The sequence below is a fragment of the Halogeometricum limi genome (genome assembly GCF_900115785.1).
GTDB lineage: Archaea > Halobacteriota > Halobacteria > Halobacteriales > Haloferacaceae > Halogeometricum > Halogeometricum limi.
The window spans coordinates 258361-271237 of sequence record NZ_FOYS01000003.1 but is presented as its reverse complement, the minus strand read 5'-3'; the positions used below and the strand labels follow the sequence as shown (position 1 = coordinate 271237).

Here is a 12877-nt window from a genome sequence, read left to right as displayed (position 1 = left end):
TTAGGTCCGGATGCACTCCGATGCGTATGGACTACGCAGACTCTCTCGACAGAGCGTTCGACACGCTCCCGGAGCGAAACTACGAAGAATCACGACTCTCCGTCCCGGACCCGGAGGGCGAGACTGACGGCGCGTTCACCCGTCTGACGAACCTCGGCCAGATAGCCGACGCCCTCGGCCGCGAGGCGAGCCACCTGCACCGAAACATCCAGCGCGAACTGGGGACGAACGGGCAGTTCGACGGTGACCGCGCCCGCTACAACGGGTCGTTCAGCGTCGCCGACTTCGAGGCGGCCATCGACGAGTACGTCGCCGAGTACGTCACCTGTACGGAGTGTGGCCTGCCGGACACCCGCCTCGTCACCGAGGACGGCGTCGACATGCTCCGCTGTGAGGCGTGTGGTGCGTTCCGCCCCGTCCAGAAGCGCGCCGCGAAGACGCAGACGCAGACCGGCCCCGCCGTCGAAGAGGGCAAGACGTACGAACTGGAGATTACCGGCACGGGCCGCAAAGGCGACGGCGTCGCGGAGAAGGGCAAGTACACCATCTTCGTCACCGGCGCACGCGAGGGCGACACCGTCCGCGCGCTCATCGAGCGGACGAGCGGGACGCTGGCGTTCGCGCGGAAGGTCTAACCCCGCGAGTCGTATCGACGAGAGGGTTGCGACGGTCGCAGAACGCATCTTTTTCCGCGTGCGCCGCCCTGTTTCACGGATGACGTACGAGGGGACTCAGGGCGTGCGGGTGTGTCTGGATATCTGGCACCCCGACTGCTGGACGCTGGAGGTGACGGCGGAGACGTCCGGGGGACTCCTCGGTCACGGCGTCCACGAGATTGACGGCCTGGCGAACGGGCGGTTCACCGCCTACGCCGACACCGCGACGGAACTCGACCGGTTGGTCGAGGCGATTCGAGACTCCCCGTTGACCGAGTCTGTGTGGGAGACAGGCGACGTCGACGACGAGACGGTGCCGGGAAACGCGACGAGAGGTATCGTCGTCCGCTACGACCTCGGCAACTCCATCAACGACGCCCTCGTCTCGCGCGGGTTCATCCCCGACGAACCCGTGCGGATGCAGGACGGCAGAGAGCGGTGGACCGTCCTCGTACAGGAGACCCGAAACACGGTCCACGAACGCTTAGAGGAGGTGCGCGACGAGATGGACGCCGACGTGCGCGTCGAACTCATCACCGCGCCCGAGAGCGGGTCCGGCGTCTTTCGGCTGGACGGCCTCTCGGAACGCCAACGCGAGGTGTTCGAGTTGGCTCGACGGCGCGACTACTACACGTGGCCTCGCGAGACGACGGCCGCCGAACTCGCGGCGGAACTCGACGTCTCGAAGGCGACCCTTCTAGAACACCTCCGGAAGGCCGAGTCGAAACTCCTCGGCGACGACTGACGCGCACGGCGTCCGGCCCGTTCCCTCTCATGTGAGGGAGGGGGGCTATATCCGAAACTGAGATATGCGAACGTATGTCATCGGTCGACGTGAACGACGGGCGGAGTCTGTCGCGTGACATCGGTCTGCTGGGGGCCGTGAGTACGGTCGTCGCGGGGACGCTCGGGGCCGGACTGTTCGTCACGCTCGGAACCGCGAGTTCGACGACGGGGCCGAGCGTCATCCTCGTCGTCGTCCTCTCGGGACTCCTCGCGATGTGCATCGCGCTCAACTACGGCTGGATGGCGACGATATTCCCCGCGGCGGCGGGGTCGTACGCCTACGTCTCGCGGACGTTCGACAGCCGTCTCCCCGGCTTTCTCGTCACGTGGTCGAAGTGGCTCGGCTACATGGCGGCCGACGCCGTGTTGGCCATCGGCTTCGGGAGCTATCTACAGGTGTTCTACCCGTCGATAGACCCCGCTCTCGCCGGGTTCGGCCTCCTGACCGTCCTCTTTCTCGTCAACCTCGTCGGGTCGAAGGGGTACAGCGTCTCGCAGAACGCCATCTTCGGCTTTCTCATCCTCTCTATCCTCGTCCTCATCGTCCCCGGACTGGCGAACGTCGACGCCGCGAACTACCAGCCGTTCTTCACGGGCGGCTTCGACGGCTTCGTCGCCGCTGCCGTCCCCCTGTTCTACGCCTACATCGGTATCGCCGTCGCGGGGCAGATGGGCGCGGAGGTGAAGAACCCCTCGCGCAACCTCCCCCTCGCGATGGCGGGCGGGACGGCCATCCTCATCGTCCTCTACGTCCTCACGTCGGCGGTCATCTACGGCGTCGTCTCCGACTACACCGTGCTCGCGAACTCGGCGCGTCCGCTGGCGACGGCGGCGGAGGCGTTCATGGGTGACCTCGGGACGACCATCGTCGCCGTCGGCGGCATCCTCGCCACCGCCTCCTCGGTCCACGCGGTGATGGCCGCGGGCATCAAGATGCCCTACTCGTGGGCGTGGGACGAGGTGTTCCCGAAGAAGTTCTCCGAGGTGTCGGACCGCTTCGGCACCCCGCACTGGTCGCTTCTCACGCTGTACGTCGTCGCCTCCGGCCTCACGTTCTGGAGTACGGGTCTCTCGCAGGCCATCGCCATCGCGACGTTCAGCTACCTCATCGCCTACGCCGCCGTCTCGGTGACGGTGCTGTACGTCCTCTGGACGGGGTCGAACCTCGCCGGACGGGCGGGGTTCACGCGACCCGTCCTCCTGAGCGTCACCGGCCTCGTCGGCGTACTGGGTGCCGGCGGCCTCCTCACGCAGGCGTACCAGGGGTCGCTCTCCATCTACGTGCCGTGGATTCTGGTTGGAATCGCCGTCTTCACCGTCTACTGGTACCGCGGCGAACAGCGAGACGTCGACGTCGAGGCCATCCTGTCGACGCTTCCGGGCGTGCCCTCGGACGAGTACGACCCGTCGGTTCGGGGGGTCAACGATGACTGACGCCGCCGCGTCCGCGCCCGCCGTGGACCCCGACGAGACCATCGCCCTTTTGCAGGAACTCGTCCGCATCCCGAGTCCGTACTTCGAGGAGGCCGAGATATCCGAGTTCGTCTTCGAGTGGTTGGCCGAACGCGGCCACGACCCGCACTACCACCACGTCGCAGAACCCGACATCACGGAGTACGAGGGGGACAACGTCGTCGCGCGACTGGAGGGGTCCGACGACGCCGACGACGCGCCGACGCTCCTCCTCAACGCGCACGTGGACACGGTGAAACTCGTCGACGCGTGGGAGGAAGACCCCTGCTCGGGCCGCATCGAAGACGGCAAACTGTACGGACAGGGAGCCTGCGACATGAAGGGCGGCCTCGCCGCCGTGATGACCGCGTTCGACGCGCTGGCGGACGTCGAACTCGCCGGCGACGTCCTCCTCACCGCCGTCGTCGACGAGGAGGGGCCGTACGGCCTCGGCACGGACCGCCTGATTCGCGACGGCTACACCGACGACTGCGACGCCGCCGTCGTCACCGAACCCGGCCCCATCCTCGCGCAGTCGGACCTGGAGAACCCCGCACTCCTCCTCGGCGCGCGGGGGCGATTCTTCTACGACATCGAGGTCCGCGGGCACGCCGCCCACGGGTCACAACCCGAGAAGGGCGTCAACGCCGTCGTCGACGCCGGGCGACTGGCCGCCGCGATGGACGAGATGGAGACGGGCGACCACCCGAAACTCGGGTCGGGGTCGGTCTGTCCGCTCAAGATAGACGGCGGGAGTCAGACGCTCTCGGTCCCCGAACGGGCGCGTCTGATGGTCGACCGGCACGTCGTCGTCGGCGAGACGATGGCGGGCGCGCGGGCGGACGCCGAGCGAATCGCCGACGAACTCGACTTGGAGAGCGACGTGGAGGTCGGGTTCCGCGAAGCGCCCGACCCCGACATCGTCTACGGCCCGTACGTCACCGACGAGGACCACCCGCTCGTGACCGCACTCTCGGACGCGACGCGGGCCGTCGCCGGAACCGACCCCGCCTACGGCTACTTCTCCAGCGTCGGCGACTTCAACTACCTCGGTGACCGCGCCGACCTGCCGACGGTCATCCTCGGCCCCGACGGCGAGAACATCCACGGCGCGGGCGAGTTCGTCTACACCGACGAGGTGGTGGAGGTGGCGGACATCGTGGCGGACGCGGCGGTGCGGTTCTGCGGGTGAGTCGACCCGCGACCAGTTCCATCGCGTGAGCAACATCTTTTACGGCGGACGAAATATTAACTAAATGTCATGTCGACTAGACACGCACTCGACGCGGAGATATTCGGACGGGACGTAACGTTCGACTACGCTGAGGGATGGGTGGCGTACTCTATCCTCATCCTCAGGGTCTCGATGGGGTGGGTTCTGTTCCAAGGAGGAATCGTGAAAGTGCTGGACCCGACGTGGAGTGCCGGCGGATTCCTCACGAACGCGATACCCGAAGGGAACCCCCTCGGCGGGTTCTGGGTGATGCTGGCGAACAACTACCTCGGACTCATCGACCCCCTGAACGCGTGGGGACTCACGCTGACCGGGCTGGCCCTGATGCTGGGTGTGGCCGTCAGGTGGTCGGCGTTCTGGGGAGCGGTGATGATGCTGTTCTACTGGCTCGCGTCGCTCACCGGCGGCCTCCTGCAGGGACTCCCTGTCGCCCACGGGTGGGTCATCGACGACCACCTCGTCTACGCGTTCCTCCTGTTCGGCCTCGGAGCGTGGGGCGCGGGCCGCATTCTCGGCGTGGACGCCTACCTCGAGACCACCGAGTTCGTCCGGGACAACCCCTGGCTCAGATACGTTCTCGGGTGAGGAGACGCACCGCCGACCACTCCTTTTCACCGCGGCGTCACGGAGAACGGCCGCCCCGAACGACGCCCGGACGGCCGGACGGCCACGAGAGTTACGTACCTCACGCCCTCACCGACCAGTCATGGCAGGACTCGTACAACGGACGGCGCAGTCCATCGACCAGATGTGGCGGTCCGTCTGGCACGATTCGAGTCGCGGAGAGAAACTGGTCGTCGCACTCGTCCTCCTCGTCACCGGACTCGCGATTCCGGTGATTCCCATCGTCTGGATCGCGCGGTTCGTGGCGAACTGACGACGCTCGCCGGACCCACTCCCGCCCGGCCGACGCCGGACGGGCGGCGTCGCTCGCAACCCTCTTAGCGGTGGCTCCGGTACCTCCGCGTGGCCGATGACGACGGCACCGTTCCGAGTCGGGGTGGCACCCGACGGTGACGAACCCTATGAGTGCCGAGGCCGTTCTACCGACGAGAGATTTCAGTGCGTCCGACTGGCTCCCGACGCGTCCGGGAGAGAGTCGTCGCCGTCGACCCGAAGCCGATACACCCCCACGACGAGGACCGTGCCGAGGAGGAACGCGCCGATGGCCTGCGGCCACGTGTGTGCGTCGACGTAGATGCGGTTCGGGACCATCACGACGGGCACCGCGAGCGTCGGCCAGTACCGCCTGTCGAGGAGCGTGAGGAACAGCGCGGGGGTCAGCGACAGCAGGACGTGTCCCGAGACGTTCCACACCGGCGAGAGTGCGACGTAAGGGACGGCGACGATGGCGTACGTCTCCATCAGACGAGGGACGGCCGCTCCCCAGTCGAACCGTCGCCAGAGGTACCACGTCGTCCCGGCGACGACGCCGATACCGCCCGCGACGAGTGCGTCGACTTGCGCGCCGTTCCCCTGCATCGTCTCCATCGGGCCCGACCCGGTGACGACCATGTACACCGCCGACGGGAGCAGTGACAGCGCACCCGCGGCGAGGAACACGGCGACGCGACGCCACAGGTCGGACGCGGGCGCGGACTGCCGTGACCACTCCCAGTGAATCGTCAGGACTGCGCCGAGTCCGAGGACGACGGCCGGATGGAACAGGTACGGATAGGCCTGCATCACGGTGTCGACGACGTTCATAGCGGCCGGATACGGACAGGACCCACAAATATCTCATCGCCGATTGCCGGGTCGGAACGGTCCGCATCAGCCTCCGGTGAGTGTCGGAGGTGACCCGACGCCACACTCGACAAAGCTTATCACAGCGGTCTGACGAGTTCGACCCGTGCCCCGCACACGACGAACCCTCCTCCGACAGACCGGCCTCGCTCTCGGCGGCGGCGTTCTCGCGACGCTCGCCGGGTGTCTCGGCGGTTCGACGGGTGGGACGGTCCCCGCCGGAACCACCACGGAAACAGCGGCGAAGGACAGTCGGTCCCCGGACGGCCGAGGCGGAAGCGCCGACGCAGTCGAACGAACGACCGCCGCGTTCGAGTGGCTTCCCGACCCTCGACGCACACCGCTCCGAGATGGGTACGGCGTTCGCTACTCCGACCTGGCGGCGATACGCCGCTATCGGGAGGCGCTCCACCCGAACGCCTTCGAGCGACTTCGGCAGGAGGCGTACCGGGCGATGCCCAGCGACGAACTCGTCGACGTGGCCGACGTCGACGCGACGCTCCGAGTCGGCTTTCACGCGACCATCGCTCTCGGGTCGTTCGACCCCGACGCGATAGACGAACGACTCCGGAGAGACCGGCGCACCGGCGACTCCCGGACGGCGACGACGGGGAGTGGAACGGCGACGCCGATGGAGACGCCGACGACGGCGACGCGGACGCCGCGCGGCGACCCCGAGCGGTACCGGGGGTTCGCGCTCTACGACGGCTACTACGCCTACGCCGTCTCGGAGGACGCCGTGTTGGCGGTGTCGTCGGGACGCGACGACGACACTCTGGCACGTGCGAAGGCGATAATCGACACGAAGCGCGACGAAGAGGCGCCCTACCCCGACGGCAACGCGTACGTCGAGGCGATGCTCGGACTGGTCCACGGCGCACACGCGCTGACGTGTTATCCGGAGGCGATGGACGGGTCCTCCTCGCGCGGGTTCCGGAAGGACGCCATGACCGGCCAACTGAAATCGTGGCGGTTCGACGCCGAGACGACTCACTTCACCCTCGCGAACACGTACGCCGACACCGAGACGACGGCGGCGGCGGACCTCGCGGCGCATCTGGACGACGAGTCCGCACGGTTCGGTCCGTACGAGGGACTCGGCGTGGAGACGGACGGCCGCCTGACGTGGGCCGACGGGACGATTCCGACCGGCGAGTTCGACTTCCTCTCGCCCGGCGGACCGAACGACGGCGTCACCACCGAGAACGGCTAGTCGGTCCACCTCGCTCGCTCACTCGGTGCTAACACACGACCTACTGCCTATATATCATTATCAGTCGTTTTATACCGTTGATGTCACACGACAGCGCGTTCAAGGGAAGTCAGGGGGTTACGACCGAGAGCGGCGGAAAGGCGCTGTGGTCCGTCGGCGCACTCGTCGTCGTCAAAGTCGACGGGACGCAGACCGACGGCGCGTTCTCGTTCATGGAGCACACCGCCCCCGCCGGATGGGAGTCGCCGTACCACGTCCACGAGGGAGTCGACGAGATGTTCTACATCCTGGAGGGCGAGATGGAGTGTTACTCCGGCGACGACGGCGAAGAGGTACTCCACGCGGGTCCGGGTGAGACGATGTTCCTCCCGCGCGACGTTCCCCACGGATTCCGCGTCGTCGGCGACGACGACTGCCGGATGCTGATTCAGGTCGCGCCGTCGGGGTTAGAGGAGTTCTTCGCCGAGGTGGGCGTCCCCGCCGAACGGATGGAGACGCCGCCGCCCGCCGAACCGGACGTGGCGATGCTGACGGCCGTCGCGAAGGACTACCGTTTGGAGATTCTGGGCCCACTTCCGAAGTAGCGCCGGGTGTGGACTCGTCGCTCGCACGGCCTCGGTGCAGATACGAACGTCGTCGCCCGAGCGGTTTCGCTCGGACACGACACCATACCTCACAAACATTTATTATGTATAGCTGCGCAGTTGTCGGTACCCAACATGTCGGTCGTACCCGTATCTACGTAGCTTCCTCCCCGCCAGCACAGTCTCTCGACCGACAACCGACCACCCAACATCCAGACGTGAGCACGAACACGCGACCCTCGACCGAACCGCCCCAGACGACCGACGACCGACCAGCGCCGACGAGTGGGACCGCCGATGCGGCGGACGCGACGACCACCGCACCACCGGACGCGACGACCCACTCGACGACTAGCGACCCGACGACGCGGTCACATCCCGCGTTCACGGAGTCGTGGGTCGACCGGTGTCAGCGGCAGTTCGAGAGCGGACGAACCGACCGTCTGCACAACCTCGCGGACGAAGAGAACCACGCGATGTCGGGCGGCGTGTAGTCGCGACGGTCCGGCGGCAAATCCGTCCGCGACGACCCGCCGAGTGCCTTTTATCGTTCGGTGCCGACGCGACGTATATCTCCGATGTCGCGAGTACCGACCGACGCGCGAGGACGGGTCCGCTTCTACCTACTGGACCACGAGACGCGGGTCGGGAAGATTATCGACGTGTCGCTTCTGCTGTTGAACCTCGCGTTCGTCGCCGTCTTCGTCGCGCAGACCTACAACATCTCAGAGACGATGCGAGCGACGCTCTGGCGCGTGGAGGTGGGTATCGCCCTCGTCTTCGTCGTGGAGTACGCCCTCCGACTGTACGGAGCGTCGGACCGCCTCTCCGAGTTCGTCAACCCGTACACCGTGGCCGACCTGCTCTCTGTGCTCCCGACGGTTCTCGTTCTCCTCTCGGCCCCGGCGTTCATCACCACTATCGGCTTCCTCCGGGTCGTCCGGGTCGTCCGCGTCCTCCGCTTCTACCGGTTCACGAGGGACGAAGAGTTCTTCTTCGGAACCGTCTCGGCCGGCACGCTCAGAGCCCTCAAACTGCTGTTGACCGTCCTCGTCGTGTTCTTCGTCTCCGCGGGCCTGTTCTACAGCGCGGAGTACCAGACGAACCCGCAGATAGGGAACTTCGGCGACGCGTTCTACTACGTGGTCGTCGCCCTCACGACGGTGGGGTTCGGCGACATCACGCCGGTCACGCAGGCCGGGCGGTGGGTCACCGTCGCCGCCGTCCTCGCCGCCATCGTCCTCGTCCCGTGGCAGGCGGGGAAGATAGTGCGCGCGTGGACCGCCGGCGGACACGTCGACGTCACCTGCCCGAACTGCGGTCTCTCCAAGCACGACCCGGACGCCTCGCACTGCAAAGCCTGCGGGCACGTCATCTATCAGGAGTACGAGTCGCCCGAGTAACGGTCGGGGCGAAGACGAGACGAACCGAGCGGCAGACGAACCGGACGGCAGACGGACCGGACGGCGGATGGTCCAGACGGCGGCAGGACGGTTTTACGGGCGGAGGTCGTACCGACCGCCATGAGTGACGCAGGCGACGGAGACGAGGACGCCGACTTCGAACAGGTGCGAGAACGGGCCGCTGACGCCGTCCGCGACACCGACGCGGCGTCGGTGTACGTCGGCCTCGTCGGACCGAACGTTCAGAACGAGTACTACTTCGCCAACGACGTGGACGAGGACGAACTGCAGGAGATGGCCGCCCAGCAACTCGGGATGCTCACGCGCGTCCTCGCCGAACAGTCCGACGCGAGCATCGACCAGGTGGCCGACTACGCCGCCGAGACGGCCAAGCAGTTGAACGTCCGCTAGCCGAGCGACGTCGACGCGGCCGCCGAGACGGCCACCGTTACCGCCGGACGTGCGCCCGGTTCGAGCGTCGGTCGCGCCGTCGCGGCGGGTTCCGCCGTCGACGTGGAGTCGTTCGTTTCGCTCTCCTGCAGCACGTATCGCTGTCCCATCATCGGGTCGAGGAGGCTGTCGACCGGCGCGCGGTCGTCGCGCAGGAGGGGGACGTCGTCGGTCCGGGGCGGGTCCCGGTAGTTCCGTATCTCGCGTTCGAGGTCGATGCCGACGTCGCGTCGCGCGTTTCGCGCGAGCAGTTCGGCTTCGGTGAGACGGGTGGCGTTCTTCGTGGCGACGACTTCGACGTTCTGCACGACCGTTCCACCGACGGTCGGAAAGGCGTACACCTGCGGGAACGCGCGGTTCAGCGTCTTGTACTCGGCTCTGTAGAACTGCGAGGCCGGACCGCTCGGCGCGGAGATGACGTTCGCGAAGAGGACGCCATCCTCGGAAAGGCGACTCGCCGCGAGTTCGAAGAACTCCAGCGTCGTCAACTCGAACGGCACCTTGTCCTTGCGGTAGGCGTCGAGGACGATGAGGTCGTACGTCCGGTTCGTCTCTCTGAGGTACTCCCGCCCGTCGACGTTGTAGATGTTCAGTCGGTCCGACTCCTCGACGGCGAAGTACTCCTTCGCCGTCGCGATGACCTCGGGGTCTATCTCCGCCACGTCGACGGTGACGTCGTAGTCGCTCGCGAACCGTTTCGGCCCGGTGAAACCGCCGCCGCCGACGAACAGCACCCGGTCCACGTCGTCGGTCACGAGGAGGGGGAGATGAAAGTAGCGCGTGTAGTCGAAGACGTGGCGGTCCGGGTCCGACAGGTCCATCGCGCTGTGACGCTGGCCGTCGAGATAGAGCGTGCGGGTGTCGCCCAAGTCGACGACCCTGAGCTGTTGGTACGGCGTCTGCGTCTCGTAGACGACGCGCCCTTCGACGGAGAGGCCGACGGCACCGGTGGCCGCCGCGACGACGAGGAGGAGCGCGACGAACCCGTTCGCCACCGCGTCGTCCCGCGTGAGGCGCGGCCACGAGAGGACGACGGCCGTCGCGACGGAGAGGACGCCGAAGAGGAGCGCTATCTGTTCGACGCCCAGGGAGGGGATGAGGAGGAACGTCGTGGCGAACGCGCCGACGATGCTGCCGACGGTTCCGAGCGCGTAGACGTGTCCCGACGCCTCGCCGAGGCCCTCCTTCGCCGAGAGTTCGGCGGCGTACGGACTGACGTAGCCGAGGAGGTACGTCGGCGGGCCGAACAGGACGGTGATGGCCGGGAGCGACGCGAACCGACTGGGCAGCGGAAACCCCGACGACGACCGAAGCAGGAGGTCACCGAGGAAGATGAGACCGGCGACGTACGCCGCCGTGAGGAGGAAGACGCGCGCCATCCGCTCGTTCGTCGCCCGCGTCGCCGCCAGTTTGCCGCCCCGGTAGTAGCCGTAACTGAGCGCCGCGAGGAAGACGCCGATGATGCTCCCCCACGTGTAGATGCTGCTCCCGAACTGCGGTGCGACCATCCGCCCGGCGAGAATCTCCAGCCCCATGCTGGCGACGCCGGAGACGAACACCGCCAGTTCGGGCTTCGTCGGGCGGAACGCGTCGAACCTGCGGGTTCGTGCCATACTCGTGTGAGGGTGCCGAACTAAATCAACGGTACGCCGACGGACGACCCTCCACGGAACACTTTTCCGCCCGTCGGCCGCGAGTGCAGCCATGACCGCGAGTCCCACGCTCGGCGTGCAGAGCGTCGTCTTCCGGCATCGGACGCTCCCCGAACTGGTGTCCGACCTCGAAGACACCGGTTTCGACACGCTCGAACTGTGGAGCCGACACCTCTCGCCGGACGACGACGAAGCGACCGTCGCCGCGGCCGAACGGGCGTTCGAGGCGGCGGGTGTCTCCGTCTGCGGATACGGCGTCGTCGACGTGGCAGAACCGGAGGAGGCCCGCCGCCACGTCGCCTTCGCCGACCGCCTCGGCGCGTCGTACGTCTCCGTCAACTACCCGCCCACGCGCGACGACGTCACCGACGCACTCGTCGCCGCCGCCGAGGCGTTCGGCGTCGACGTCGCCGTCCACAACTACTCGTCGGTCCACCACGACGACCTCTCGGCCGTCTTCTCGTCGCTCGCCGACGTCCGCGACGTCTTGGACGCCCACGACCACCCCCGACTTGGCGTCTGCGTCGACACCGGCCACTTCCTGGTCGAAGACGTCGCCCCGGAGAGCGTGATTCGCGAATTCGGCGACGACATCGTCGCCGTCCACCTAAAGGACACCTCCGACGCGGAACTGGAGGACCTCCCCGGAGCGGGTCGACTGGACCTCTCCCGTCTCCTCGGACTGTTCGAAGAACACGCCGACGCGGCCGTTCCCCTCGTCGTCGAGTACGAACTGCCCGAAGACCGAGCGGTCGACGCTCTCCGAGAGGCGGAGGCGAACGTCCGCCGTGCGGTCGAGCGTCGAGAAAATGTTGGGTAATGACACTTCCGAGAGCTTAATACTCCGTCCAGACGGAGTAGCGTCCCAATGAGGGAGCAGGGAGAACGAGTCAGCGGGGTGCCGGACGTGCTCTACGGGCGGGCGGTGGTGACGCCACTGCCCGACGAGGACGCCGAGCGAGCGTTTCACGAGAACATGATGCGGGTCGCCGACGCCCAAGAACGGAAGGCGAAGATGCTCGCCGACCCGGACGTCACGCTGCTGGAGGCGTACGAACGGCAACTCGAAGGGATAGAGAAGAGCTACCGGAGTCGGATGCGGAGCGTCGCGGGCGAGGACTACGAGGCGGCCGCGATAGCGTACGCCCGAGGAGACAGAGACGACGCGGCGGCGGCCATCTCGGCGTACTACCTCGACGCGCTCTGGCGGATGCAACAGCGGTTCACCGTCTCCGAGATGCTGTTCTTCCCGATAATCCTCCGCTACCCGGACTGTTTCACGGTGAACGTGCGGTTCGCCAGCGGCTACCGAACGGCGGAGTCGGTGCTGTACGAATCGCCGGAGCACCTCACCGAGAAACTGGAACCAGAGCACGCCGAGACGTACGCCGAGGAGAGCCTCTACACGCAGAAGGAGGCGGCGAAACTCATCGGAGCGAAGGCCGACGTCATCCGCGAAGAGTTCCCCGACCCGGGCGAGGTGCCGTTCGAGGAGCGAAAGACGGGCGGTATCGTCTCCGGCGGTGGGCGACAGGAGACGGTGTTCTCCTCGATGCTCGAACGCGTCGAACCCGACACGGACCGATTCGACGAGACGCCGACCGAACCGACGCTCGTCCCGTCGGGGCCGGAGGCGGCGCGGACCGCACGCGAGTTGCTCCCCGAGGGAACGTTCGTCATCTGAGGGTGTCGTCGGTGCGG

Annotated in this window: 15 protein-coding genes; 13 read left to right on the top strand and 2 right to left on the bottom strand. The window is 67.0% G+C overall.

Annotated features, from left to right (window positions below; genetic code table 11):
• Positions 1-26: 26 nt before the first annotated feature.
• From BM282_RS10130 to BM282_RS18520, 6 genes are all read left to right on the top strand, one after another.
• The gene (locus tag BM282_RS10130; protein ID WP_089880245.1) at positions 27-635 is read left to right on the top strand and encodes a translation initiation factor IF-2 subunit beta; all 609 of its coding nucleotides are present in this window, start codon (positions 27-29) and stop codon (positions 633-635) included.
• A 79-nt stretch (positions 636-714) separates the two neighbouring features.
• Positions 715-1401, top strand: a complete 687-nt coding sequence (locus tag BM282_RS10125; protein WP_089880244.1) for a helix-turn-helix domain-containing protein — start codon at positions 715-717, stop codon at positions 1399-1401.
• A 74-nt stretch (positions 1402-1475) separates the two neighbouring features.
• Complete coding sequence (locus tag BM282_RS10120) at positions 1476-2876, top strand: APC family permease (RefSeq protein ID WP_089880240.1); 1401 nt, start codon at positions 1476-1478, stop codon at positions 2874-2876.
• Positions 2869-4086 carry a M20 family metallopeptidase gene (locus tag BM282_RS10115; protein ID WP_089880237.1) on the top strand — a complete coding sequence of 406 codons (1218 nt, stop codon included), beginning with the start codon at positions 2869-2871 and terminating at the stop codon, positions 4084-4086. Before BM282_RS10120 ends, BM282_RS10115 begins: the two co-directional genes overlap by 8 nt.
• Before the next feature lie 69 nt (positions 4087-4155).
• Positions 4156-4713, top strand: coding sequence for a DoxX family protein (locus BM282_RS10110; RefSeq protein WP_089880234.1), 558 nt, complete (start codon positions 4156-4158; stop codon positions 4711-4713).
• 121 nt (positions 4714-4834) lie between these two features.
• The gene (locus BM282_RS18520; protein WP_175501483.1) at positions 4835-5005 is read left to right on the top strand and encodes a hypothetical protein; all 171 of its coding nucleotides are present in this window, start codon (positions 4835-4837) and stop codon (positions 5003-5005) included.
• A gap of 182 nt (positions 5006-5187) precedes the next feature.
• Here BM282_RS18520 and BM282_RS10105 read toward each other — a convergent pair whose 3' ends face one another.
• Entirely contained in the window at positions 5188-5835 is a 648-nt protein-coding gene (locus BM282_RS10105) for a phosphatase PAP2 family protein (protein ID WP_089880231.1), read from the bottom strand.
• Positions 5836-5980: 145 nt separating this feature from the next.
• Between BM282_RS10105 and BM282_RS10100 the strand changes: the two genes are divergently transcribed.
• The 5 genes from BM282_RS10100 to BM282_RS10080 all read left to right on the top strand — a co-directional run bounded on the left by BM282_RS10100 (position 5981) and on the right by BM282_RS10080 (position 9485).
• Positions 5981-7087 (top strand): hypothetical protein, encoded by a 1107-nt coding sequence (locus BM282_RS10100; protein WP_089880228.1) that lies wholly within the window; start codon positions 5981-5983, stop codon positions 7085-7087.
• Between the two features lie 80 nt (positions 7088-7167).
• Positions 7168-7671 (top strand): cupin domain-containing protein, encoded by a 504-nt coding sequence (locus BM282_RS10095; RefSeq protein ID WP_089880225.1) that lies wholly within the window; start codon positions 7168-7170, stop codon positions 7669-7671.
• Positions 7672-7889: 218 nt separating this feature from the next.
• On the top strand, positions 7890-8165 hold the full coding sequence (locus BM282_RS10090) for a hypothetical protein (protein WP_089880222.1): 276 nt from the start codon (positions 7890-7892) through the stop codon (positions 8163-8165).
• A gap of 84 nt (positions 8166-8249) precedes the next feature.
• The gene (locus tag BM282_RS10085; protein WP_089880219.1) at positions 8250-9074 is read left to right on the top strand and encodes an ion transporter; all 825 of its coding nucleotides are present in this window, start codon (positions 8250-8252) and stop codon (positions 9072-9074) included.
• 120 nt (positions 9075-9194) lie between these two features.
• Positions 9195-9485 (top strand): hypothetical protein, encoded by a 291-nt coding sequence (locus BM282_RS10080; protein WP_089880217.1) that lies wholly within the window; start codon positions 9195-9197, stop codon positions 9483-9485.
• Here the strand turns inward: BM282_RS10080 and BM282_RS10075 are convergent.
• The gene (locus BM282_RS10075; protein ID WP_089880214.1) at positions 9482-11137 is read right to left on the bottom strand and encodes a spermidine synthase; all 1656 of its coding nucleotides are present in this window, start codon (positions 11135-11137) and stop codon (positions 9482-9484) included. The genes BM282_RS10080 and BM282_RS10075 overlap by 4 nt on opposite strands.
• A gap of 91 nt (positions 11138-11228) precedes the next feature.
• On the opposite strand from BM282_RS10075, the gene BM282_RS10070 reads away from it, so the two are divergent.
• Both BM282_RS10070 and BM282_RS10065 read left to right on the top strand, forming a co-directional pair.
• On the top strand, positions 11229-11996 hold the full coding sequence (locus tag BM282_RS10070; RefSeq protein WP_089880210.1) for a sugar phosphate isomerase/epimerase family protein: 768 nt from the start codon (positions 11229-11231) through the stop codon (positions 11994-11996).
• A gap of 48 nt (positions 11997-12044) precedes the next feature.
• On the top strand, positions 12045-12860 hold the full coding sequence (locus tag BM282_RS10065) for a hypothetical protein (protein WP_089880207.1): 816 nt from the start codon (positions 12045-12047) through the stop codon (positions 12858-12860).
• Positions 12861-12877 lie beyond the last annotated feature (17 nt).

Excerpts from the sequence above, each read along its gene's own strand:
- BM282_RS10130 (WP_089880245.1), top strand. The coding sequence starts at position 27 with ATGGACTACGCAGACTCTCTCGACAGAGCGTTCGACACGCTCCCGGAG.
- BM282_RS10125 (WP_089880244.1), top strand. The coding sequence starts at position 715 with ATGACGTACGAGGGGACTCAGGGCGTGCGGGTGTGTCTGGATATCTGG.
- BM282_RS10075 (WP_089880214.1), bottom strand. The coding sequence starts at position 11,137 with ATGGCACGAACCCGCAGGTTCGACGCGTTCCGCCCGACGAAGCCCGAA.
- BM282_RS10095 (WP_089880225.1), top strand. The coding sequence starts at position 7,168 with ATGTCACACGACAGCGCGTTCAAGGGAAGTCAGGGGGTTACGACCGAG.
- BM282_RS10065 (WP_089880207.1), top strand. The coding sequence starts at position 12,045 with ATGAGGGAGCAGGGAGAACGAGTCAGCGGGGTGCCGGACGTGCTCTAC.
- BM282_RS10115 (WP_089880237.1), top strand. The coding sequence starts at position 2,869 with ATGACTGACGCCGCCGCGTCCGCGCCCGCCGTGGACCCCGACGAGACC.
- BM282_RS18520 (WP_175501483.1), top strand. The coding sequence starts at position 4,835 with ATGGCAGGACTCGTACAACGGACGGCGCAGTCCATCGACCAGATGTGG.
- BM282_RS10080 (WP_089880217.1), top strand. The coding sequence starts at position 9,195 with ATGAGTGACGCAGGCGACGGAGACGAGGACGCCGACTTCGAACAGGTG.
- BM282_RS10120 (WP_089880240.1), top strand. The coding sequence starts at position 1,476 with ATGTCATCGGTCGACGTGAACGACGGGCGGAGTCTGTCGCGTGACATC.
- BM282_RS10105 (WP_089880231.1), bottom strand. The coding sequence starts at position 5,835 with ATGAACGTCGTCGACACCGTGATGCAGGCCTATCCGTACCTGTTCCAT.
- BM282_RS10085 (WP_089880219.1), top strand. The coding sequence starts at position 8,250 with ATGTCGCGAGTACCGACCGACGCGCGAGGACGGGTCCGCTTCTACCTA.
- BM282_RS10070 (WP_089880210.1), top strand. The coding sequence starts at position 11,229 with ATGACCGCGAGTCCCACGCTCGGCGTGCAGAGCGTCGTCTTCCGGCAT.
- BM282_RS10110 (WP_089880234.1), top strand. The coding sequence starts at position 4,156 with ATGTCGACTAGACACGCACTCGACGCGGAGATATTCGGACGGGACGTA.